The sequence below is a fragment of the Sphingosinicella soli genome (genome assembly GCF_014199685.1).
Taxonomy (GTDB): Bacteria; Pseudomonadota; Alphaproteobacteria; order Sphingomonadales; family Sphingomonadaceae; genus Sphingosinicella; species Sphingosinicella soli.
The window spans coordinates 1-21,762 of record NZ_JACHNZ010000029.1 but is presented as its reverse complement, the minus strand read 5'-3'; the positions used below and the strand labels follow the sequence as shown (position 1 = coordinate 21,762).

Genomic DNA, 21,762 nt, shown 5'->3' with positions numbered 1-21,762 from the left:
GATCCGTGGCTACACGGGGGAAACGGGGCAAGGCATCGTGGGTGGTCCGGTTCATCATCCGGCCGCTGCTTTTCGTGTTCGTCTTCACCATCCTCTGGGTGCTGCTCTACCGCTTCGTGCCTGTGCCCTTCACAGTGCCGATGGCCAAGGATTTCATCGCCGGCAAGGCCGTGAAGCGCGACTGGACATCGCTTGCCGGCATCGATCCCGATCTGCCGCGCGCGGTGATCGCGGGCGAGGATGCGAAATTCTGCACGCACTTCGGGTTCGATACCGAAGCGATCAGCAAGGCGATGGAAGCGAACGCCGACGGGCGCAAACTGCGCGGCGGCTCCACCGTCAGCCAGCAGGTCGCCAAGAACGCCTTCCTCTGGCCCGGCCGCTCGTGGCTGAGGAAGGGGCTGGAGGCTTACTTCACCGTCCTCATCGAGTTCATGTGGGACAAGAAGCGGATCATGGAAGTCTATCTGAACGTGGCCGAATTCGGCATCGGCGTTTACGGCGCCGAAGCGGCGGCGCAGCATTATTTCGACAAGAGCGCGAAATCGCTGACACGCACCGAGGCGGCGCGCCTCGTCGCCGTGCTGCCCTCCCCCATCAAGCGCGACGCCCGCAACCCGCGCGGCTACACCGCCCGCTATGCCACGCGCATCGCGCGGTGGACGCGCGTGGTGGACAACGAAGGACTCGATGCCTGTCTGGGGCTTTGAACCTGCCCTGACGTCGAATCGATCGCCCGAATTCCCCCCTCCACTTCAGGGGAGGGGCCGGGGGTGGGGCCTCTCCATCAGACGCAGCGCGGGCGGAAACGCCCCACCCCAAACCCCTCCCCTGAAGTGGAGGGGCTTTCGAGAGTCGGCTTTACGCCCGCCGCATCAGCCTGCCGAGGAAGCTGTTGTCCGCAAGGATTTCGCGCGCCGCATTGTGGCCCGGCGCCCCGGTGACGCCGCCGCCCGGATGCGTGCCCGCGCCGCACATGTAGAGGCCCTTGAGCGGCCCCCTGTAGGCGCCGTGCCCCAGCATCGGCCGCGCCGACCACAGCTGATCGAGCGACATGTGGCCGTGCATGATGTCGCCGCCGACAAGGCCGAACTTGCGTTCGAGATCGAGCGGCGAGTGGATTTGCCGTGCGATCACCGATGCCTTGAAGCCCGGCGCGTAGTGCTCGACCGTGTCGAAGATGACGTCCGCCGCAGTTTCCCGCTCGTCGTCCCAACGTCTTCCGTCCGGAAGCTCAGGCGCAAACTGCTGGCAGAACAGGCTCGCAACATGCTGACTCGGGGGTGCGAGACTGTCGTCGACGATCGAGGGGATCAGCATTTCCACGATGGGGCGCTTCGACATGCCGAACTGCTTGGCGTCGAGGAAGGCGCGGTCCATGTAATCGAGCGTCGGCGCGATGATGATGCCGCTCTGCAGGTGCTCGCCCGGCTCGGGCAGGCTCGAAAAGCGCGGCAGTTCCGATAGCGCCACGTTCATGCGGAACGTGCCCGACCCGGCCTTGAAGGCGCGGATGCGGCGCAGGAAATCGGCCGGAAGGTCGGACGCGTCGATCATGCGGTCGTAGAGCAGTTTCGGGCCGACGTTGGCGATCACGCGGTCCGCCGCGATCTCCTCGCCGCCGACGAGGCGCACGCCCACCGCCCTGCCGCCGTCCACCAGCACCTTTTCGACCGGGCTTTCGAGGCTGATCTCGACGCCGAGATCGCCGCACACCTTCGCCATGATCTCGGTGATCTTGCCCATGCCGCCGACACAGTGACCCCACGCGCCCTTCTTGCCGTTCACTTCGCCGAACACGTGGTGGAGCAGCACGTAGGCCGATCCCGGCGTGTCGGGCGAGGCATAGTTGCCGACGACCGCATCGAAGCCGAACGCGGCCTTCACCGCCTCGCTTTCGAACCAGCCGTCAAGGAACGTCCGCGCGGACTTCACGAACAGGTCGAGCACGTCGCGCTGCTTTTCGAGCGGCAGACCCGCAAGCCGCCGCCCCTGCCGCGCGGCATCGACCAGCGTCTTCACACCGTCGCCGATGTTGGGCGGCGCCTTCAGCGACAGGTCGCGCAGCACGTCCGCCACGGTTTCGAGCGCATCGTAATATTGCGGCAGCACATCGGCATCGTGGTTCGAAAACTTGCGGAACTCGGCCTGCGTCTTCTCCAGCCCGCCGCCCAGCAACAGGTAGCGGCCGTCGTCCTGCGGCAGGAAGTTCGAATAGGGCCGCTCGATCACCCGGTAGCCGTGGTCGGCGAGCCGCATGTCGGCGATCACCTTGGGATTGAGCAGGCTGACCGTGTAGCTCGCCACCGAATTGCGGAAGCCGGGGTGGAAGTCTTCCGTCACGGCAGCGCCGCCGATCACGTCGCGGCGTTCGAGAATGCGCACCTTCAGGCCCGCCTGCGCGAGATAGAAGGCGCACACGAGGCCGTTGTGGCCGCCGCCGATGATGACGGCGTCATAGCGTTTGGTCATTGAAGCAACCCCTTTGATCTTCGTTTTGTCAGTGCGCGGTGTGCGGCCGCCGGCTCCAGCCCGGCTGCGGCGGACGGTGCTGCCGCGCTTCCGGGATCAGGCCGCGGATCTTGCGGCAGAAATTGCGGAGTGCGACTTCGGTGTCCGCAAGCGGCCCGACCGTGAAACTCTCCGACGCCATGCCGTCCTGCACGCGGCCGATCAGCACCGTGTCCTCGGCGTTCACCTGCCGGTTGATGCGCCAGTTCAGATAGCGCGCCGCCTTCATCTCGCGGCGATCATCGGGCACCGCATAGCTGATCTCGCGGATCAGCGTTTCGGTGGGCGAAACCGGCAGCCACTGCATGAAATCGACCTGATCGGGGTAGATGTCGAAGGCCACGTTCGGCCACAGCTTGAAATAGGTCCACAGCTTCTGCCGGTCTTCGGGCAGGTACGGCACGTGCGGCAGATATTTCTGATAGGCCTGCTCGGACGGATTGTTGGACAGGCGCTCCCGGATCGGGCCCCACATCTTGTCCACGTTCTCCTGCGCCTCGACGCCGTAGCCGTTCCCCATCAGCCGGGTGAGGCCGGGGTGCGCGACCGGGATGTGCAGCCCGTCGGAATAATTGTCGCCCACGTTCTTCCAGTTGACGGCGCGCGGGCGCAGCGTGACGCGGCCGAACGCCTCCAGATCCTCGAAGCGGTAAGGTTCGATTTCCGGGTCGTAGGGCGCGATCATCTCCGCGACCGAAGGGCCGCCGTCGTTTTCCAGCCGCACGAAAATGAACCCGCGCCACAGTTCCAGATCGACGGGCACGAGGCCGTGCTTCGACTGGTCGAGCCCCGGATAGGTGTGCTTCATCGGCACGCCGACCAGCCGCCCCTCCAGATCGAACGACCAGGCGTGATACGGGCAGGTCAGCTTCTTCGCGACCGCGCAGCCCGAAGGCCCGTCGACGAGGCGCGAGCCGCGATGGCGGCAGACGTTGGTGAAAGCGCGCACGGCGCTGTCCTGGCCGCGCACGACGATGACGCTTTCGCCGAGATATTCGAGCGTATGGTAGTCGCCCACGGCAGGCACGTCGCTCAGATGACACACGACCTGCCACGACGGGCGCATGACGCGCCGCATCTCGACCTCGAAGAACTCCGCATCGGAATAGGTCCACGCCGGCAGGCTCCAGCCCGCATCGGGGTCCGCCTCGATCGTTGGTGCAGCCTTCGTCGCCATCCCGCCTCCACATTCTATTAGACAAGTGTAAAACAGCGGATCGGTCTTGGCAAGCCCCTTTCAGAGCGGCTGCGTGAGCGGCGCCGGGCGGCGCATCGCCACAAGCAGGATCACGATCTGCACCGCCGAAAGCGCCGCGAGCCAGAGCGGCAGGCCGCGCGGCGTCAGCTCCATCAGCACGGCGGCGGCGGGCGGGCCCACGATGGCGCCGACCGCATAGGCGAAGACGAGCCCGCTCCCCATTTCCACGCGCTCTTCGTTGGTGGCGCTGTCGTTGCCAAGCGCCACGAGCAGGCCGTAGAGCGGCAGCAGGCTGCCCCCGAGCACGAAGCCGCCCGCAAGCGCCACGGCGAATCCGGGGCGCGCGGTAAGGCCGAGCGCGCAGACCGCGATCATCGTGCAGACAACACCGAGCAGAATCGCCCGCCGCCGGTCCATCCGGTCCGAAAGCCAGCCGAGCGGCCACTGTGCCACCGCCGCGCCGAGCAGGGTGGCGGTCATGAACATCGAAACCTCGGCCACGCCCATGCCGTTCGACTGTGCGTACAGGGGCCCGAGCGCATAGAGCGAGGCTTCGCCGAGCCCGTAGATCGCGCAGCCCGTCATCGCGACCGGCGCGGCGCGCAGCACGCGCAGCGGGCGGAGCCGTCCGGCGGACATCAGCACCTTGCCGGTCGGGATTTGCATCCGCAGGACCGCCGCGAGCGCGACGACGCCCGATGCCGCCACGAACGGCGCCCAGCCCTCCACGCCGAGCGTGCCGACGACGAGCTGGCCGAGCATCAACGCCGCCTTGCTCACGATCATGTAGATCGAAAGCATCCGCCCGCGCCCGGCATTGCTCACCTCGGCGTTCAGCCCGGCTTCGGCGAGGATATAGAGCACGGCAAAGCCCGTGCCCGACACGAAGCGGATGCCCGCCCACGCTGCGGCATCGGGAAACAGCGGCAGCACGATGATACCGCCGAGCGCCAGCAGCGCCGCGACCGCGAACGCGCGCCCGCTGCCCAGCCGCTGCACCAGCGGCGGCGCAATCCACGGCCCCACGAGGAACCCGAGGTAATAGAGGCCCGCGATCCAGCCGATGTCGAGTGGCGAAAAGCCGATCCCGACGCCGTGCATGGGCACGAGCGTCGTCATCACCCCGATCGCGATGAGCGCGAGCGAGAAGCTGCCGATGATGCCCGCGATAATCATACGCAATTCCTATTTGACACGTGTACAATAGTCCAGCAGGATACGCGCGGACAGGGAGGTATGGATGACGATTCTGCAACGGCTATTTTTCGCGCTGTTTGCCGCAGGGCTGCTCGCGCCGCCGCTCCTGGCGGAAGTGTCTGCCGAAACCTCTTACGTCCGCGCCGGGCGCCTGATCGACACCGAAAGCGGCAAGGTGCTGGCCGACCGCCTGATCCGCATCGAAAACGGCCGCGTCGCGGCGGTCACGCCCTACGCGCCGCCGCCCGAAGGCGCGAAGGTGCTGGATTGGTCCGGCTTCACCGTGCTGCCCGGCCTCATCGACATGCACACGCACCTCTCCGATTGGGGCCAGACGAACAACGCCGCCGAGCCGCTGCTGCACTCTGCCGCCGACATTGCGCTGGTCGGCGCGAAGAACGCGCGCGACACGCTGAACGCGGGCTTCACCAGCGTGCGCGACGTCGGCACCTTCCGCGCGTTCGGCGACGTCTCGCTGCGCGATGCGATCGAAGCGGGCTATGTCGAAGGTCCGCGCATGACGGTGGCGGGCGCTTATCTCACCGTTCCGGGCGGCGGCGGCGAGGTGACGGGCATGGCGCCCGATGTCGAGATTCCCGCCATCATGCGCGTCGGCGTCGCGTCGGGCCCCGACGAGATGAAGGCGAAGTCGCGCATGCTGTTCCAGCGCGGCGCAGACTTCCTGAAACTGATCGCCACGGGCGCGGTCCTCGCGGCCGGTACGGAACCCGGCGCGCCGGAAATGACCGAGGCCGAGGTGCGCGCCGCCGTCGACGAGGCCGCACGCTACGGCAGCTACGCCACCGCCCACGCGCACGGCGCGGAAGGCATCAAGATCGCGCTCAGCGGCGGCGTCCGTTCCATCGAGCACGCCTCGCTGATCGACGACGACGCCATCCAGCTCGCCAAGAAGATGGGCGCGTGGCTGGTGATGGATGTCTACAACGGCGACTTCATCACGGAGATGGGCACGGCGGAAAACTGGCCCGCCGAGATCATGCGCAAGAACGACGAGACGACGGACGCGCAGCGCATCGGCTTCCGCAAGGCGGTCGCGGCGGGCGTGAAGATCGCCTACGGCACCGACGCGGGCGTGTTTCCGCACGGCCTCAACGCCCGGCAGTTCAAATACATGGTCCGCCACGGCATGACCCCGATGCAGGCGATCCAGTCCGCAACGACGAGCGCGGCGGCGCTGATGGGCAAATCGGCGGACGTCGGCGTGATCGCACCCGGCCGCTACGCCGATCTCGTCGCCGTCGCCGCCGATCCGCTCGCGGACATCAGCGCGCTGGAACGCATCGACCACGTCATGAAGGGCGGCAAGCTGATCCGCTGATCCGCGCAACCTTCCGGGTTCCGCCGCGTTCATCAGTCACGCGGGGATCATGAGGAGGCGTTCATGGAAGACCGGAAATCGAACCTGAAGCTGGAAGGCGAAGGCAGCTACGAAGGCGCGCGCAAATTTCAGGACGCGCAGCACGAATTCGCGAAGTCGGGCAAGGTCGGCGCCAAGGCCCGCGAGGCTGCGGAGGCCGTGGACGGCGCCGAAGCCGAAGAGCTTGAAGCCGCGCGGCGTGCGGCGGCCAAAGGCAAAAGCGCGTAACGGGAGAGACTCATGGAATATGGACTCATCGGCCTCGTCATTCTCGCGCTCGATATCTGGGCGCTGCTCAGCGTCTGGAACAGCGGCGCGACGACCGGCGTGAAGATCGCCTGGACGATCGGCATCATCGTGTTCCCGCTGATCGGCCTCATCGTGTGGTTCCTCGCGGGGCCACGCGGGAACCGGGCGACGGCGCTTTAGAGAACGCCGAAAGCCCCGCCCCTTCAGGGGTTTGGGGTGGGGCGCTTCCGCCCTGCGCCGAGCGTGGGGATAGGCCCCACCCCCGACCCCTCCCCTGAAGGGGCGGGGTGAAAAGGGTGACCTCAACCGAAATCCCGGCCCAGCTCATCGCGCATCTCCGGGCCGATGATCGCCATGTGGCCGTAGTTCGGATGATCGATCCCGAAGATCACCGTGCCCCGCCCGCTCCGCCATTCGGCGATCTGTTCCTGCGTGAACGGGAAGTGCAGGAAATGCACTGACGAGGCCTTGCCGTCCTCGCGGCTGCGTTCCACGTCGCCTTCGGGCACGGCGGCGATGCGCGTCTCGCCGAGGTGCAGGTAGATGCGATCCTCCACCCCGCCGAGCCGCCCCAGAATCGAGGCACGCAGCTTGGGGTCGTCGATTTCGAACATCAGCGTCGCGGTCAGCGCGTGGCCATTCGGGATCATCGGATTATAGGCGGCCAGCTCGTCCGCAACCTGCGCGTCGCCGCCGCGCTCGATATACAGCATTTCATGCACTTGCAGCCACATGCTGTCATACGACTCGAACGATACGGTCACGTGCGGCCCGACCGAGAGACGGCGTTTTTTCTTCGCTGCAACCTGCCCCAGCCGCAGCGCTTTGCGCTGCTCGCCGTAGGCGCGCATGTCCATGATGTCGGCGGGTTCGATGGCACGGGATTCGCGGGACATTGGGTTTCTCGATCCTAGAGGCCGTAGGCTTTGGCGATGAGTTCGATCGGATGCGGCACCTGCTGCGGAACGCCCTCCCCGCCCTCGCGCTCCATCACCTGCTTGAGGTGCGGCCCGGCGAGCGGGCATTCCGAAACCATGAAGGCCGCGTTCGTTTTCAGCATGGCGCGGCCCGCAGGCTTGCCGATCTTGAGCGCGGTGGCGAAGTTCGCCTTGAACATCCCCCACTTGCCGCCGTGGCCCGAGCAGCGCTCGACGACGCCCACTTTGGCTTCGGGGATCAGCCGCAGCATCTCGGCGCCCTTCTGCCCCATGTTCTGCGCGCGGCTGTGGCACGGCAGATGGATCGCGATGTCGCCGCCGAGCGGCTGCATCCCGGGCGCGAGGCCCTCTTTCTTCGCGATGTCGACCACGTATTCGGTGATGTCGAACGTCGCCCCGGCCAGCGCCTTCACCAGCGGATCATCCGGCAAGATCAGCGGCCATTCGAACTTCAGCATCAAAGCGCACGACGGCGTCACGGCGACGATGTCGAAGCCCTCGTCGATCAGCGGCGCGAACGCGGCCGCAACGCTGCGCGCCTGCTCCGCAACGGCGGCAAGGTCGCCGTTCTCCAGCTTGGGCATCCCGCAGCAGCCCGGATAGACGATGCGCGTCTCGACGCCGTTCGCTTTCAGCACCTTCACCGCCGCCTCACCCGGCCCCGGCATGTTCCAGTTCGCAAAGCAGGTCGCATAGAGCGCCGCCTTGCGCCCCGCGGCGGGCGCAGCCGCATCGGCGGCGATCCGGTCGAGATCATCGCGGCGGTCGAGCGGCGTGTCGGCAAAGGGCGGCAGCCAGGCTTCGCGGTCGATGCCGACGGTCTTTTCCATCAGCGTACGCGTCAGGGCGTTGTCAGCGTCCGTCGCCCAGTTGGCGAGCGGTGACACGAAGGTTGCGAGCTTGCCATTGCGATCGGTTTTGGCCAGTTCCGCATCGGCAAGGCGCGTTTCGCCCTTACGATGCTCCACGGCGCGGGCGCGCAGCATCAGGTGCGGCACGTCGAGCGCCCATTCGTGCGGCGGCACATAGGGGCATTTCGTCATGAAGCACATGTCGCAGAGCGTGCAGGCGTCCACGACCGGCTTGTAATCCTTGTGGGGATCGAGCCCGTCGATCTCGCCGGTCGGCGATTCATCGATCAGGTCGAACAGGATCGGAAAGCTGTCGCACAGGTTGAAGCAGCGGCGGCAACCGTGACAAATATCGAACACGCGCGTCAGCTCGGCTTCGAGCTTCGCCTCGTCGTAAAAGTCGGGATTTTCCCAGTCGATCGGATGGCGCGTCGGCGCCTCCAGACTGCCCTCACGCATCTGCGGCCTCCCGTGGCTGTTGCCGCTGCCGCGCGGAGGCGGCGGAAGGAGCGGCCCCGTTTCCTTGGGCCCGCCCCTCGCCTCCCACGGCAGGTTTCAGTCAGGCGTCCAGCGTGTCGAGCGTCTTCTGGAATTTTCCGGCGTGGCTTTTCTCGGCCTTCGCCAGCGTTTCGAACCAGTCGGAAATCTCGTCGAAACCCTCGTCGCGCGCGGTGCGCGCCATGCCGGGGTACATATCGGTGTATTCGTGCGTCTCGCCCGCGATCGCCGACTTCAGATTGTCGGAAGTCGTGCCGATCGCAAGACCCGTCGCCGGGTCGCCGACCTCTTCGAGATACTCCAGGTGTCCGTGCGCGTGGCCCGTTTCACCCTCCGCCGTCGAACGGAAAACAGCGGCGACATCGTTGTAGCCTTCGACGTCGGCCTTCTGCGCGAAATAAAGATAGCGGCGGTTCGCCTGGCTTTCACCCGCGAAAGCGGCCTTCAGATTGTCTTCGGTCTTCGTGCCCATGAGCCCCATGATGTCTCTCCTTCCCAAGCGTGTGCGGAACACTGAAGCCGACCGATCTCAACGCGGGGTCTGGCCTCATCATCGACGCTAACCGGCACGCGCGGCGAGGGCCAACACATTTTCTGCGTCAGGCTGATCGACACACTCGATAAAAGCGTCGTCACTTATCAAGGTAATGAAAATCATTTGCAGCAGTTCGGCAACACCTCCGATCCGCAATTTTTACGGCGGAAAAGCTTCATATCAGTTGCACGGCACCGTCACACGCCGCGCCTAGGCCTCCCGCCGCCAACTGCGATCAACCGCACCTTATGGGGGTTTTATGCGCTCAACCTGCACTGTATTCCTGGCCGCCGGCAGCCTTTTCGCGCTTTCCGCCGCCGCCTTCGCCCAAACCGGCGAGGACGCCGGTTCCGTGGCCCTCGACGACGAGATCGTCGTGTTCGGCACCGGCCAGACGCGGCAGGTGCAGGAACTCGATTCGGCCGACATCGCGCTGCTGGCGCCCGGCACCAGCCCGCTGAAGTCGATCGAGAAGCTGCCCTCGGTGAACTTCCAGTCGGCGGACGCCTTCGGCGCCTACGAATGGTCGCAGCGTCTTTCGATCCGCGGCTTCAACCAGAACCAGCTCGGCTTCACGCTCGACGGCATTCCGCTCGGCGATCACAGCTACGGCAACGTCAACGGCCTGCACGTCAACCGCGCGGTCAGCCCCGAGAACATCGGCCTCACCCGCGTCTCGCAGGGCTCGGGTGGGCTCGGCACGCAGGCGACCAACAACCTCGGCGGCACGGTCGAGTTCTTCACGCGCGCGCCCGCGCAGGAATTCGGGCTCGACGCTTCGGGAAGCTACGGCACCGAGAACACGATCCGCGCCTTCGTCCGCCTCGAAAGCGGCGAGATCGGCGGCGCGGAGGGCACGGGCGCCTACATCTCCTACGGTTATCTCGGCATGGACAAGTGGAAGGGCGTGGGCAAGCAGCGCCATCACATGCTGAACGCCAAGGGCGTCGCGGCGCTCGGCGATGCGCGCGTCACCGCGACGCTCAGCGTCTCCGACCGCCGCGAGAACGACTATCAGGACATGTCGAAGGAGATGATCGACCGGCTCGGCTCCGATTGGGACAATATCTCGGGCGACTACCGCCTCGCCGTGCAGGCCGCCGACGCCTATTGGGCGGGTACGGATCTTCCCGCCCCCTTCGCGACGATCGACGACGCCTATTTCAACGCCGCCGGTCTGCGGAAGGATTACGTGGCCGCGATCGGCGTCGAGGCGCCCGTCGGCGAGGCGGTGACCGTGGCGCTCAAGGGCTATTGGCACAACAACGAAGGCCAGGGCATCTGGTACACGCCCTATGTACAGACGCCCGGCGGCGCGCCGCTTTCAATCCGCACCACCGAATACGACATCGACCGCAAGGGGCTGTTCGGCAGGATCACCGGCGCGATCGGGTTCAACGAGATCACCGTCGGCGGCTGGTACGAGAAGAACGATTTCCAGCAGGCGCGCCGCTTCTACGGCCTCACCGATCGCCTCAGCCCGTCGCGGAATTCGCTGAAGTTCCAGACCGATCCGTTCTTCACGCAGTGGGAATCCGACTTCGACACCGAGACGCTGCAATATCATGTCGAAGACCGCATCATGCTCGGCGCGGCGACGATCACGCTCGGCTGGAAGGGCTTCAAGGTCACGAACGAAGCCACGCCGATCGTCGTGAGTACTTTTGCGCAGGGCAAGATCAAGGCCGAGGACTGGTTCCAGCCGCACGCCGGTTTCGCCTATGAAATCAATGACAACCTCGAGATGTTCGGCGGCTTCACACAGGTCGCGCGCGCGTTCACGGCCTCGTCCACGGGCGGCCCCTTCGGCACCACGCAGGCCGGTTTCGACGCCATCAAGGGCAATCTTAAGCCTGAAGAATCAGACACTTACGAAGCCGGCATCCGCTTCCGCGGCGGCAGCTTCAACGGCGTCCTCGGCGGCTACTACGTAAACTTCCGCAACCGCCTGCTCGGCTTCTCGACCGGCGCCGGCATCATCGGCAACCCGGCCGTCCTCCAGAACGTCGGCTCGGTCCGCTCCTACGGACTTGAGGCGGCAGGCGAGGTGAAACTCGGCGCAGGCTTCAAGCTCTTCGCCTCGTACAGCTACAACGACTCGACCTATCAGGACGATGTCGTGAACGCGGAAGGCACGCTGATCGCCGAGACCGACGGCAAGACCACGATCGACTCTCCCAAGCACCTCGCGAAGGGCGAACTCAGCTACGACGGCGAGTTGTTCTTCGGACGCATCGGCGTGAACTACATGTCGAAGCGTTACTACAGCTACGAGAACGACGCTTCGGTCGGCGGCCGCGCGATCGTCGACGCCAGCATCGGCTGGCGCATCGCGGAAGGCTACGAACTGCAGGTCAGCGCAGTCAACCTTCTCGACAAGACGTACGTATCGACGGTCGGCACCAACGGCTTCAGCAACAGCGGAGACTCGCAGACGCTGATGATCGGTGCGCCGCGCCAGGTGTTCGCAACGCTGAAAGCCGCGTTCTGACGCAGTGAGTGACGATTACGAACGGTGCGTGCGATAATCTTCGCTTGCCAACTCGATAGGACGCAGGGCTTCGAACTTCACAAGCAGCGCCGCCCGCAACCGCTCGATCTCATCTTCCAACCGGGCAAGCTCGCGCGTCAGCCGAATGATTTCGAAGCGCCGGGTCGCGGCGTCCGGACCTACATCGAACACAGGTCCGGCGTCGCGCGCCTCCCGCGACCGGCGGAGCGCCGCATCCGCATCCATGATCGCATTGGCGAAGGACGTGAGTTGCGTCTCGGCCGCGACAAGCGCCTGGCGGATATCCTCCAGTTCGTTGCGTCTCAGCAGACTGTCTCGATCATAGGGAGTCTTCATGGCATGTGCCGCCGGACATGAATGAGGGCCCGCAGGCCACCGGAAACGAAGAGGGGGTTGTACAACATGACCCCAGCTTGCCAGCCGATGGTTAACTTCAGCTTGCCGACGAAATTCTGCAACTGATTCAAAATGAAACAAACCGTGACTCAAGTGCCACAGCAACAATTCAAAGAACGGCCACGTTAACTTTTACGCGGCGTTAACCTTTGTAACTCATAACGGGCATGGTTAACGGTTTGTACGCGGCGGGGCCGGGGTTGGCCGGACGTCGGCGGGGACATGAAGAGGGCTATTCAATGCGGGTTCTGCTGATCGAAGACGACGCGAGCACGGCGAAGAGCATCGACCTGATGCTTTCGAGCGAAGGCTTCAACGTCTACACGACCGATCTTGGCGAAGAAGGCCTCGATCTGGGCAAGCTGTATGATTACGATATCATCCTTCTCGATCTCAACCTGCCCGACATGCACGGCTATGACGTGCTGAAGAAACTGCGGCTCGCCAAGGTGGGCACGCCGATCCTGATCCTGTCCGGACAGAATGAAATGGAATCGAAGGTGCGCGGCCTCGGCTTCGGCGCCGACGACTATGTGACGAAGCCCTTCCACAAGGAAGAACTGGTGGCGCGCATCCATGCCGTCGTCCGCCGTTCGAAGGGCCATTCGCAGTCCGTGATCAAGACCGGGAAACTCGGCGTCAATCTCGACACCAAGACCGTCGAGGTCGATGGTGCCCGCGTCCATCTGACGGGCAAGGAATACGCGATGCTGGAACTGCTCAGCCTTCGCAAGGGCACCACGCTCACCAAGGAAATGTTCCTGAACCACCTGTACGGTGGCATGGACGAACCCGAACTCAAGATCATCGACGTGTTCATCTGCAAGCTGCGCAAAAAACTCTCGGCAGCGTGCGGCGGCGAGAACTACATCGAGACGGTCTGGGGCCGCGGCTATGTATTGCGCGATCCCGAAACCCAATCAGCATCGATCACCGAGGTTGCCGCCGCCTGAGCGCGCAACCCTTGTCGGTTTGAAAGAGCGGCCTCGTTCGGGCCGCTCTTTTTCGTTACGGCGAGTGAGGAAGCCTTAACCTTTCGGTGTGATTAACCAAACGAGACAATGTTTGGACTTCGCCGGGAGATTACGAGTGAAGAGTTCGCTCTTTCTGGGTGCCGCATGCATCGCCCTAGCCGCTCCTGCTTTCGCTCAGGACGGACAGACCGGCTTTGAGGACGACCTCAGCGCCAATGAAATCGTGATTACCGCAACGCGCCGTGCGCAGACCGTGCAGGACGTGCCGATCGCCGTGACCGCGATCAGCGGCGATCTCATCACCAATGCGGGCGTCACCGACATCCGCGGCTTCGAGCAATTGAGCTCCAGCCTCGAGGTCTTCACGGGGCAGTCCGCTTCGACCGGCACCTCGCTTTCCATTCGCGGCATCGGCACTGCAGGCGACAACCCCGGCTTCGAGCCGGCGGTCGGCGTCTTCATCGACGGCGTTTATCGTGCCCGCGCCGGTCTGGCGCTCGCCGAGCTTGCGCCGATCGACCGCGTGGAAGTTCTGCGCGGCCCGCAGGGAACGCTCTTCGGACGCAACACATCGGCCGGCGCGCTCAGCATCATCACGGAGGGCCCTTCGTTCGATCTGGGCGGCTATGCCGAAGCGAGCTACGGCAACTACAATGCCATATCGCTGAAGGGCGGCATCACCGGCGCCGTGACCGACACCGTGGCGCTGCGCCTCGACGGCATCTACAGGACGCGCGACGGATATATCCGCGATGTGAATTCCGACCAGAGGTTCAACGATCTGGACCGCCACACCCTGCGCGCGCAGGCCCTGGTCGAGAAAGACGACCTGACCATCCGCTTCATTGCCGACTATTCGAAGACGAACGAGCAGTGCTGCGGCGCGGTGAACGTGGTTCAAGGCCCGACAGCCCCCGCGATCCAGATGGGCGCCGCTTTGGCGGGCGTCACCGGCATTTACACGGGCAAACCCTCGGATCGCCGCATGGCGGTGACACCGGGGCGCAGTTACGACGAATCCGTCAAGGAATGGGGCGTATCGGCCGAGATCACGTACGCCTTCGAAACCGTGACGTTCACGTCGATAACGGCATGGCGTGACTGGGATGTGCTGAGAAACCAGGATATCGATTTTTCCGGTTTCGACCGTGCCTACCGCGAAGGCTACAAGCCGGGCCTGCGTGACTTCACGCAGGAAGTGCGGCTGCAGGGCTCCGCCCTTGATGATCGCCTCGACTGGCTGGTGGGCGGTTTCTATCTCAACGAAAAACTGACCCTGACAGACCGCGTGCGTTTCGGCACGCAGGCCAATTTCTACAGCGATGCGTTGTTCGCGCCGAGCGGCTTCGAGCTTTTTGACACGTTCGGACCCGCCGTACCGGAATTTGGGCAGGTGCTGATGGCCCTGAACCCGGCGCTTGCGGCTGCTGCCGCAGACGATCCGGCACTGTTCGCGTTGCTGAACTCTCCGCTGCCGGGCGGCAGCGAGGGCGACGGGCAGATCAACGATCGCTACCGCGTAAAAACGGAAGCCCTCGCCCTGTTCACGCACAACGTCTTCGAGATCACCGACAATCTGAAAGCGACGCTCGGCCTGCGCTGGAACCACGAGAAGAAGACGATCGGCGCGAACCTCAACGCGGTCTCGCCGACATGCGACTTCTATCTCGATCCATCGACATCGATCCTGACAAACGCACTCGCCGCAATAGCGCCCGACGCCATTCTGCTGACCTGCAACCCGACAACGAACCCTGAATTCAATGGCCTTTACAGCGGCAATCGCAGTGAAAATGAGTTCACCGGAACCGCCAAACTTGCCTATTCGGTCACACCGGACTTCATGCTCTACGGCGGCTACGATCGCGGTTACAAATCGGGCGGCTACAACCTCGATCGCGGCGGCTTCGACTCCGTCATCCTCGGCGGCGACGGCGGACAGATCGAGGATCTGGAATTCGAAAGCGAAAAAGTCGATTCATGGGAAATCGGCTTCAAATCGCAGTGGGGCCGCGCGTTCACATTGAACATCGCTGCGTTCTATCAGGATTTCTCGAACTACCAGCAGCTGGTGTTTTCGGGAAACAGCTTCGTGACGATGAACGTGGACGAGACGGTTTCCAAGGGCGTGGAAGCGGAAAGCACCATCCGCCCGGCACGCGATCTGATCTTCCAGCTCGGCTACAGTCTCGTCGACGCGAAGATCAAGGACAGTAGCAACCTTGCAGGTACGCCGCTCGAGTTCGAGGCCGGCAAGCAGATGTCGCAGATCCCGCGCCACACGATCACGGGCGCCGCGACCTGGACGCCTCCGCTCAGCGATACGCTGAACGCGCTCGTTCACGCGGACTTCCGGTTCCAGAGCGAGCAGGTGACGAGTTCGCAGAGCCGCGGCATCGCCGACAACGAAGGTTTTGCCGTCGTCAATGCGCGCATCGGCGTGGCATCGGCGGACGCCAAATGGCGGCTTGAACTGTTCGTGGAGAACCTGTTCGACAAATACTACCATATCGCCACGTTCGCCGTGCCCGAGCAGCCGGGCACGATCGCAGCCTATCCGGCCCAGCCACGCTTCTACGGCGTGACGGCCCGCGTCGGCTTCTAGAAAAAAGGGACGGCCCGAGGGGTCTTCGGGCCGTCCCCTCCCTTGCCCGGCACACTAATGGGCGGTGCCGGGAAGCATGGGATCGGCATGGGCAAGGCTGCGCGAGCCGGAAATCACCGCATCGACGTGCGCCTCCGCCGTGACCGCCGTGTTGCGGATGCACGCGCGGCGAACCAGCTCCATCGCGGCCTCGGCGCTCGGCCGCTTGCCGCAAGCCGTGAAAACCGCACCCGACACGCGCTTGCGCAGCGCGGTCTCGCCCGCGAGGGTGGCGAGATCGAGATCGGCAAAATTGACGACCACCGATACCGGCTCGGCATGCGACGATGCACTGACGAGACCGATCGTTGCCGCCACCGCCGCCGCGAAGGCTGCGCCTCTGACGTACTCCATTGAAGACACTCCTGTGCTGCGGGGTCGCGAGGGGACACCGGGGGGAAGGGCTGGGGGAAGATGCCCGCCTCGCGATGGGCTCTTATCGCCCGCAAGCGTGACCGCCGCGTGAGAGGCGGGTCAAAGCAGCGTCAAAAGCGCGCTGCATCCCGTTCATGCTTTCTGAAGCACGCGAAGGGCCGCGTGCTTTCCCCCGTGGCCGGCTCGTGCCAATGTGTTCGAATCGGCACGATAAGGAGGTCAAAGCGCGTGGCAGGAAGCATTTTCGGACGTCGCAAGGGTCTTGGAGACTGGCGCAACTATTCCGGGAATCGCGCGCTCCGGCGAACGCTCACCTGGCCGCACCTGGTGGCGCTTGGCGTCGGCGCCATCGTCGGCACCGGCATCTACACGCTGATCGGCATCGGTGCCGGCAAGGCAGGCCCGGCCGTCATCGTTTCGTTCGCGATCGCGGGGATCGTCTGCGCCTGCGCCGCGCTCGCCTATGCAGAACTCGCAACGATGATGCCCGCTGCGGGAAGCGCCTACAGTTATTCCTACGTCGCCCTGAACGAGCCGGTCGCATGGATCGTCGGGTGGAGCCTCGTGCTCGAATATACCGTGGTCTGCGCCGCGGTCGCGGTGGGCTGGTCGGGTTATGCCGTCGGGTTCCTCAACAGCTGGGGCGTGACGATCCCCCACGCGTTCGCAGCGGGACCACACGCAGGCGGCATCATCAACGTGCCGGCTGTGGTGATCACCATGGCCTTGGCAGGCCTGCTTGCGCTCGGGACGCGCGAAAGCGCGTTCGTCAACACGCTGCTCGTCGTGCTGAAGATGTCCGCGCTGGCGCTCTTCATCGTGCTTGCGCTGCCCGCGTTCGACACAGCCAACCTCGAGCCCTTCGCGCCCTATGGCTGGGGCTCTGTTGAGGTCGGCGGCAATACGGTCGGCGTGGCGGCGGGAGCGGCGCTGATCTTTTTCGCTTTCTACGGCTTCGACGCGGTTTCAACGGCCGCCGAAGAGGCGAAGAATCCGGGACGTGACCTCACCATCGGCATCATCGGCTCCATGGTGATCTGCACGGCGGTGTACATGGCTGTCGCCGCTGCGGCGATCGGAGCCATGCCGGTCGCCGAGTTCGCGGCAAGCGGCGAGCCGCTTGCGCATGTTCTTCGTTCGCTGAACTGGCCGGGCGCGGCGCAGCTGATCGGCGCAGGCGCCATCGTCGCGATGCCGACCGTGCTCCTCGCCTTCATGTACGGCCAGAGCCGCATCTTCTTCGCGATCGCCCGCGACGGGCTTTTGCCGGAACGCCTGTCGCACGTGAACGCGCGCACGGGCACGCCGGTGCTGATGACGATGGTGACGGCTGTTGTCGTCAGCATCATTTCCGGCCTGCTGCCGCTCGGCGAGATCGCAGAGCTTGCCAACACGGGCACGCTCGCGGCGTTCATCGCCATCGGCGTCAGCCTGATCGTGCTGCGTCGCCGCGCGCCGGACGCGGAGCGGCAGTTCCGTGTGCCCTTCCACTTGCCGATCGCGCTCATCGCCATCGGCGGGTGTCTGTACCTGTTCATCAGCCTGCCCGAAAAGACGCAGCTGAGGTTTCTGGTCTGGAACCTGATTGGCGTCGCGGTCTATCTCGCTTATGGCATGCGCAAGAGCCTGATCGCCGCCGCCAGCCGGAAGGAAGCCTGATGTACCGCCTGTTCGTCCTCGCCAAATGCGACCTCGGCCACGCCGCGAGCGTGGGCAACCGCATCGCGGAGATGGAGGAGGTTTCCGAGGTCTATTCGGTGACGGGCGAGTACGACCTGCTTATCAAGGTGGGTTTCAGCGACCTGCCGGAGATCGAGGACTTCGTGCAGGAGAAGCTGCACGCCGTGCCCGGCCTGAAGGAGACCGTGACGATGATGTCGTACCGCGTCTACGGCGAGGACATCGGCGACTTCGTAAGCTAGCCCCCGACGACCATTTCCAGTGTCACGGCCGCGACGGCGAACTGGCCGCGCATCTTTTCGGCGATGACCGAGGCGTCATGCTCGGCCAGGCCTGGAACGACGACGCGGATCTCCAGCTTCTCGCGGATGCGGCGCGCGCGGAAGACCGAGGGCACGATGTCGCGCTGTGCGAAATAGTTGAGCATTCTCAAACTGATATGCGGGTCCACGTTCGCAATAATCTCGAAATGCGCGCTCCGGCTGACAAAGGCGAGGTGCGGACCCGAAACGGCGGGCGCGGCGGCAGCGAGAGCGGTGGACATGACATTCCTTTTCAAATTTACGCCGCACTTTTCGCACGGGCATAAAGAAAAAGGGATGCAAAGCGATTGAGCGAAACCCGATTGTGTGCATAAAAATCATCAAATCCAATTTTGCAAAGCGAAATTTATGCGCCTTGACGATTTCGACCGAAAAATCCTTCGCGTGCTGCAGGAAGATTGCAGCCTCTCCACCGCGGACGTCGCGGAGCGCGTGGGGCTGTCACAGTCGCCGTGCTGGCGGCGCATCGCGGCGATGGAGGAGGCCGGCATCATCCGCAAGCGCGTCGCGCTGCTCGACAGGCGCAAAGTGGGGCTCGGCGCGCAGGTCTTCGCCAACGTGAAGCTGTCGGCGCACGGACGGGCGCACATGGCGGAGTTCGAAGCGACGGTGCGGGACATCGAGGAAATCCAGGAATGCTACGTGCTGATGGGCACGACGGACTTCCTGCTGCGGATCGTGACGACGGACATCGAGGCTTACGAGAAGCTGTTCTTTGAGAAGCTCTCGCGGCTTCCCGGCGTGCAGGAGATCACATCCTCGATGGCGCTCTCGGAGATCAAGAGCACCACGGCGCTGCCTGTCAGAGCCGCTCCAGCCTGAGGGGAAGACCGTCGCGGGGTTTGGGCATGGGGAACATGGCGAAATCGGCCTCGTAGTCTTCGCGCAGCACGATGCGGCGCTGATCGAGCAGTTCGAACAGGAAGGCCTTCGCCTGCATGTAAGCGAAGTGGAGGCCAAGACACATGTGGCCGCCGCCGCCGAAGGGCACCCAGGCGTATTTGTGCCTACCCTTTGAATTTGCAGGAGAAAACCGAGACGGATCGAACCGATCCGGATCCGGCCAGAGTTCGGGGAGACGGTGGGTCATCATCGGGTTGATCCCGACATGCGTACCCGCAGGGATCGTATAGTTTCCAAACACGAAATCCTTGAGCGCGCGGCGCGGCAGGCCGGGCACGGGCGCGTTCAGCCGCATCGCCTCCTTGAAGGCCCACTCGCATTTTTCGAAACGGTCCAGCTCTCCATAAGGAATCCGGTCCCCGAACTCGGCGCGCGCGCCCTGCACTTCGGCGCGCAGCGCGCCCTGCCACTCCGGCGAGGTGCCCAGATAATAGACGGTGGAGGTGAGCGAGGAGGTGAGCGTGTCGTGCGCCGCCATCATCAGGAAATTCATGTGATCGATGATTTCCTGATCGGTGAGCAGGCGCGTCTGCCCGCTCGCCTCGTCCTCGTGCTCCGCATTGCAGATCTGCGTGAAGATGTCGTCCCCCGCCGCGCCGCGCCGCTTGGGGATCTCGCGCCCGAAAAACGCGCACATGAACGCCCGCCCCTTAACCCCGCGCGCCATCGCGGTGAACGGCAGGGGCTTTCGCACGATGCCGATCGACGCGGCGACCATATCGACGAAGCTGCGGTTGATCCGGTCCGCCTCCGGCCCCCAGGGGATGCCGAGGAACGAGGTGGCGGCAAGATCGAGCGTGAGCTGCTTGATCGCCGGATAGAACTTCACGTCCTGCGGCCACTTGGCGACGCGCGCGGCGATGCCTTCCTGCAGCGCGCCGAGATAATTCTGCATCGGCGCGGGCTTGAAGGCGACCGACAGCGTCTTGCGGTGAAGGCGGTGCTCCTCGAAATCCATGAGCATCAGGCCGCGCGGAAACACGCGGTCGAGGATCGGGTTCCAGCCCTGCTCCGACGAGAAGGTCTTGTCGCGATCCATGAAAACCAGCTCGTTCGCCTCCGGCCCGATCAGCGTCGCCTGCCAGCCGCCGCCGATGTTGGGCGTGCGATAAACGCGCCCGTAGCGATCCACCTGATCGCGCACCATGGTGAGCGGATCCCTGAGGAACCGCAGCGTGCGCAGAACCCCGCGCAGCCGCGAGCCCGGCAGCTCCCCCGGCAGATGCGCAAGATCGGCATAGCCCGTATCGCGCAGCCGCGCGAAACGCTGCGCCGGGGTGGAGCCGTCGTCGGTGCGAAATTCCTGCGGATGAACCGGCGCGTTCATGATGTTCCTGCTCCCAAGGCCATTCGAGGGCGTATGCATCGTGCGCCGGACGCTCTCTTCACGCCCTGCCCGCACAACGGCACCCGAACGCGCGACTCTCCCTCCCGCGTTCAAACTGCGGAGTGATGATACGCAAAATGGACCGCCGCGCAACCTAATTTACACTGAGGTAAGTGGGAGGCGCACGCCACTTGGCGAACCCAAATGAACAAATCACTTTCCTATTGATAACCTTTTTGGTTATTCATTTGAAATGAGCGACGAAGACACCGACTTCAACCTGATCTATGGCGAAACGTTCGCCCCGAACGAGCCTTTCGACCTTGAAAAGGCGACGGCATCGCTTTGGCATGTCCTCGCCGACAGTGCGGGCGGCGAGGAACAGCTTCTGGCGATGATGGAAGCGGCGGGGCTGCCGACGAACCAGGCCCCTCCCCCACCCGCGCTCGCCATGCTGCCGGGCACAGCCTCCACGCAGGGCATTTTCGAACGCGACGCGGCGGGCCGCCCGCTGCGCCACGACGGCTGGACAACGGCGCGTCAGATCGCCTTCATCGACGCGCTGCGCGAAACCGCGTGCGTGGAAACGGCGGCGCGCGCCGCAGGCAAGGCCTCCTCGGGCGCATACAAGCTGCGCGAACGATCCGAAAGTTTCCGCGCCGCATGGGACGCGGCGCTGAAATATTCGGCGCTCGACCTGGAACGCGTGGCGATGGAGCGCGCGCTCTGCGGCACCGAGGAGGACGTGTTCGACCGCGAAGGCAACAAGGTCGGCACCCGGCGCCGTTACAACGACCGCCTGCTGATGTTCCTGCTGCGCGCCACGCGTCCGGACAAATACGGGCACACGTCGGCGACCGAATATGGGCGGGCGGTTTATGTGGAGCAGCTGGAGCGCGAGCGGGAGGAGCGGAAATTGAGTGGGGGGCGGAATGGGAGGCGGGGGTGGTAATGGGTGTGGACGCCTCACATGGGAAGCTTGTAGCAAGTTGTAGTAAGCAAGCGAAGTCAGCATTCCGCTTTCGGAACCCTATAGATTGTATAGTCAAATTGAAAAATCTCTAAAAGAAAACCCCAACTAGCAATCCGACCCGAGCTGAGTGACGAAATCTGGCACTGTTAGCAAAGAGCCTTTTTTAAATGACCAAGAAGAAATCCTCTGCTTCGCCGTTCATCCCGTGACGTGACCCCCTGATTTTCCTCCACGCGTGATTAGAGTCCGGCCCTGATGGAAGGACGGACGATGAAGCGACTGAGGTTTACGGAAGAGCAG

At 64.3% G+C, this 21,762-nt stretch carries 21 protein-coding genes; 11 read left to right on the top strand and 10 right to left on the bottom strand.

What is annotated here, in order from left to right; all coding sequences use genetic code 11:
- Positions 1-5 precede the first annotated feature (5 nt).
- Positions 6-710 (top strand): monofunctional biosynthetic peptidoglycan transglycosylase, encoded by a 705-nt coding sequence (gene mtgA / locus GGQ98_RS12490; protein ID WP_184070000.1) that lies wholly within the window; start codon positions 6-8, stop codon positions 708-710.
- Between the two features lie 151 nt (positions 711-861).
- On the opposite strand, the gene GGQ98_RS12485 is transcribed toward mtgA, so the two are convergent.
- From GGQ98_RS12485 to GGQ98_RS12475, 3 genes are read right to left on the bottom strand one after another with little or no spacing between them, the layout of a single operon-like run.
- Positions 862-2,472 (bottom strand): phytoene desaturase family protein, encoded by a 1,611-nt coding sequence (locus tag GGQ98_RS12485; RefSeq protein WP_184069998.1) that lies wholly within the window; start codon positions 2,470-2,472, stop codon positions 862-864.
- 28 nt (positions 2,473-2,500) lie between these two features.
- Positions 2,501-3,688, bottom strand: a complete 1,188-nt coding sequence (locus GGQ98_RS12480; protein ID WP_184069996.1) for an aromatic ring-hydroxylating oxygenase subunit alpha — start codon at positions 3,686-3,688, stop codon at positions 2,501-2,503.
- Between the two features lie 60 nt (positions 3,689-3,748).
- Entirely contained in the window at positions 3,749-4,885 is a 1,137-nt protein-coding gene (locus GGQ98_RS12475) for an MFS transporter (RefSeq protein WP_184069994.1), read from the bottom strand.
- A gap of 64 nt (positions 4,886-4,949) precedes the next feature.
- On the opposite strand from GGQ98_RS12475, the gene GGQ98_RS12470 reads away from it, so the two are divergent.
- The 3 genes from GGQ98_RS12470 to GGQ98_RS12460 all read left to right on the top strand — a co-directional run bounded on the left by GGQ98_RS12470 (position 4,950) and on the right by GGQ98_RS12460 (position 6,713).
- The gene (locus GGQ98_RS12470) at positions 4,950-6,245 is read left to right on the top strand and encodes a Xaa-Pro dipeptidase (protein WP_184069992.1); all 1,296 of its coding nucleotides are present in this window, start codon (positions 4,950-4,952) and stop codon (positions 6,243-6,245) included.
- Positions 6,246-6,308: 63 nt separating this feature from the next.
- The gene (locus GGQ98_RS12465) at positions 6,309-6,512 is read left to right on the top strand and encodes a hypothetical protein (RefSeq protein WP_184069989.1); all 204 of its coding nucleotides are present in this window, start codon (positions 6,309-6,311) and stop codon (positions 6,510-6,512) included.
- 12 nt (positions 6,513-6,524) lie between these two features.
- A complete protein-coding gene (locus GGQ98_RS12460; RefSeq protein ID WP_184069987.1) occupies positions 6,525-6,713 on the top strand; it encodes a PLD nuclease N-terminal domain-containing protein in 189 nt (62 codons plus the stop codon).
- 122 nt (positions 6,714-6,835) lie between these two features.
- On the opposite strand, the gene GGQ98_RS12455 is transcribed toward GGQ98_RS12460, so the two are convergent.
- The 3 genes from GGQ98_RS12455 to GGQ98_RS12445 all read right to left on the bottom strand — a co-directional run bounded on the left by GGQ98_RS12455 (position 6,836) and on the right by GGQ98_RS12445 (position 9,301).
- The gene (locus GGQ98_RS12455; protein ID WP_184069985.1) at positions 6,836-7,429 is read right to left on the bottom strand and encodes a DUF3501 family protein; all 594 of its coding nucleotides are present in this window, start codon (positions 7,427-7,429) and stop codon (positions 6,836-6,838) included.
- A 14-nt stretch (positions 7,430-7,443) separates the two neighbouring features.
- Complete coding sequence (locus GGQ98_RS12450; protein ID WP_184069983.1) at positions 7,444-8,781, bottom strand: (Fe-S)-binding protein; 1,338 nt, start codon at positions 8,779-8,781, stop codon at positions 7,444-7,446.
- Positions 8,782-8,881: 100 nt separating this feature from the next.
- Entirely contained in the window at positions 8,882-9,301 is a 420-nt protein-coding gene (locus GGQ98_RS12445; protein WP_184069981.1) for a rubrerythrin family protein, read from the bottom strand.
- Positions 9,302-9,614: 313 nt separating this feature from the next.
- Here GGQ98_RS12445 and GGQ98_RS12440 point away from each other — a divergent pair, with 313 nt between their 5' ends.
- Entirely contained in the window at positions 9,615-11,846 is a 2,232-nt protein-coding gene (locus tag GGQ98_RS12440; RefSeq protein ID WP_184069980.1) for a TonB-dependent receptor, read from the top strand.
- Positions 11,847-11,861: 15 nt separating this feature from the next.
- Here the strand turns inward: GGQ98_RS12440 and GGQ98_RS12435 are convergent, their stop codons facing one another.
- Positions 11,862-12,203 (bottom strand): hypothetical protein, encoded by a 342-nt coding sequence (locus GGQ98_RS12435; RefSeq protein WP_184069977.1) that lies wholly within the window; start codon positions 12,201-12,203, stop codon positions 11,862-11,864.
- Positions 12,204-12,502: 299 nt separating this feature from the next.
- Between GGQ98_RS12435 and ctrA the strand changes: the two genes are divergently transcribed.
- Positions 12,503-13,216, top strand: coding sequence for a response regulator transcription factor CtrA (gene ctrA, locus GGQ98_RS12430; protein ID WP_184069975.1), 714 nt, complete (start codon positions 12,503-12,505; stop codon positions 13,214-13,216).
- Positions 13,217-13,352: 136 nt separating this feature from the next.
- Entirely contained in the window at positions 13,353-15,842 is a 2,490-nt protein-coding gene (locus GGQ98_RS12425) for a TonB-dependent receptor domain-containing protein (protein WP_184069973.1), read from the top strand.
- 54 nt (positions 15,843-15,896) lie between these two features.
- Here the strand turns inward: GGQ98_RS12425 and GGQ98_RS12420 are convergent, their stop codons facing one another.
- Complete coding sequence (locus GGQ98_RS12420) at positions 15,897-16,235, bottom strand: UrcA family protein (protein WP_184069971.1); 339 nt, start codon at positions 16,233-16,235, stop codon at positions 15,897-15,899.
- A gap of 249 nt (positions 16,236-16,484) precedes the next feature.
- On the opposite strand from GGQ98_RS12420, the gene GGQ98_RS12415 reads away from it, so the two are divergent.
- Together GGQ98_RS12415 and GGQ98_RS12410 are read left to right on the top strand one after the other, a co-directional pair.
- Complete coding sequence (locus tag GGQ98_RS12415; protein WP_341534207.1) at positions 16,485-17,915, top strand: amino acid permease; 1,431 nt, start codon at positions 16,485-16,487, stop codon at positions 17,913-17,915.
- Positions 17,915-18,178 (top strand): Lrp/AsnC ligand binding domain-containing protein, encoded by a 264-nt coding sequence (locus GGQ98_RS12410; protein WP_184069968.1) that lies wholly within the window; start codon positions 17,915-17,917, stop codon positions 18,176-18,178. Before GGQ98_RS12415 ends, GGQ98_RS12410 begins: the two co-directional genes overlap by 1 nt.
- Here the strand turns inward: GGQ98_RS12410 and GGQ98_RS12405 are convergent.
- Positions 18,175-18,480, bottom strand: coding sequence for a hypothetical protein (locus tag GGQ98_RS12405; RefSeq protein ID WP_184069966.1), 306 nt, complete (start codon positions 18,478-18,480; stop codon positions 18,175-18,177). The two genes, GGQ98_RS12410 and GGQ98_RS12405, sit on opposite strands and share 4 nt — an antisense overlap.
- 127 nt (positions 18,481-18,607) lie before the next feature.
- On the opposite strand from GGQ98_RS12405, the gene GGQ98_RS12400 reads away from it, so the two are divergent.
- Entirely contained in the window at positions 18,608-19,081 is a 474-nt protein-coding gene (locus GGQ98_RS12400; RefSeq protein WP_184069964.1) for an Lrp/AsnC family transcriptional regulator, read from the top strand.
- On the opposite strand, the gene GGQ98_RS12395 is transcribed toward GGQ98_RS12400, so the two are convergent.
- The gene (locus GGQ98_RS12395) at positions 19,062-20,489 is read right to left on the bottom strand and encodes a cytochrome P450 (RefSeq protein WP_184069962.1); all 1,428 of its coding nucleotides are present in this window, start codon (positions 20,487-20,489) and stop codon (positions 19,062-19,064) included. The two genes, GGQ98_RS12400 and GGQ98_RS12395, sit on opposite strands and share 20 nt — an antisense overlap.
- A gap of 253 nt (positions 20,490-20,742) precedes the next feature.
- Between GGQ98_RS12395 and GGQ98_RS12390 the strand changes: the two genes are divergently transcribed.
- A complete protein-coding gene (locus GGQ98_RS12390) occupies positions 20,743-21,441 on the top strand; it encodes a hypothetical protein (RefSeq protein ID WP_184069960.1) in 699 nt (232 codons plus the stop codon).
- Positions 21,442-21,762: the final 321 nt, after the last annotated feature.

Coding starts and splice junctions, on each gene's coding strand:
- GGQ98_RS12485 (WP_184069998.1), bottom strand. CDS start 2,472: ATGACCAAACGCTATGACGCCGTCATCATCGGCGGCGGCCACAACGGC.
- GGQ98_RS12480 (WP_184069996.1), bottom strand. CDS start 3,688: ATGGCGACGAAGGCTGCACCAACGATCGAGGCGGACCCCGATGCGGGC.
- GGQ98_RS12475 (WP_184069994.1), bottom strand. CDS start 4,885: ATGATTATCGCGGGCATCATCGGCAGCTTCTCGCTCGCGCTCATCGCG.
- GGQ98_RS12470 (WP_184069992.1), top strand. CDS start 4,950: ATGACGATTCTGCAACGGCTATTTTTCGCGCTGTTTGCCGCAGGGCTG.
- GGQ98_RS12465 (WP_184069989.1), top strand. CDS start 6,309: ATGGAAGACCGGAAATCGAACCTGAAGCTGGAAGGCGAAGGCAGCTAC.
- GGQ98_RS12460 (WP_184069987.1), top strand. CDS start 6,525: ATGGAATATGGACTCATCGGCCTCGTCATTCTCGCGCTCGATATCTGG.
- GGQ98_RS12455 (WP_184069985.1), bottom strand. CDS start 7,429: ATGTCCCGCGAATCCCGTGCCATCGAACCCGCCGACATCATGGACATG.
- GGQ98_RS12450 (WP_184069983.1), bottom strand. CDS start 8,781: ATGCGTGAGGGCAGTCTGGAGGCGCCGACGCGCCATCCGATCGACTGG.
- GGQ98_RS12445 (WP_184069981.1), bottom strand. CDS start 9,301: ATGGGGCTCATGGGCACGAAGACCGAAGACAATCTGAAGGCCGCTTTC.
- GGQ98_RS12440 (WP_184069980.1), top strand. CDS start 9,615: ATGCGCTCAACCTGCACTGTATTCCTGGCCGCCGGCAGCCTTTTCGCG.
- GGQ98_RS12435 (WP_184069977.1), bottom strand. CDS start 12,203: ATGAAGACTCCCTATGATCGAGACAGTCTGCTGAGACGCAACGAACTG.
- ctrA (WP_184069975.1), top strand. CDS start 12,503: ATGCGGGTTCTGCTGATCGAAGACGACGCGAGCACGGCGAAGAGCATC.
- GGQ98_RS12420 (WP_184069971.1), bottom strand. CDS start 16,235: ATGGAGTACGTCAGAGGCGCAGCCTTCGCGGCGGCGGTGGCGGCAACG.
- GGQ98_RS12410 (WP_184069968.1), top strand. CDS start 17,915: ATGTACCGCCTGTTCGTCCTCGCCAAATGCGACCTCGGCCACGCCGCG.
- GGQ98_RS12405 (WP_184069966.1), bottom strand. CDS start 18,480: ATGTCCACCGCTCTCGCTGCCGCCGCGCCCGCCGTTTCGGGTCCGCAC.
- GGQ98_RS12400 (WP_184069964.1), top strand. CDS start 18,608: ATGCGCCTTGACGATTTCGACCGAAAAATCCTTCGCGTGCTGCAGGAA.
- GGQ98_RS12395 (WP_184069962.1), bottom strand. CDS start 20,489: ATGAACGCGCCGGTTCATCCGCAGGAATTTCGCACCGACGACGGCTCC.
- GGQ98_RS12390 (WP_184069960.1), top strand. CDS start 20,743: ATGAGCGACGAAGACACCGACTTCAACCTGATCTATGGCGAAACGTTC.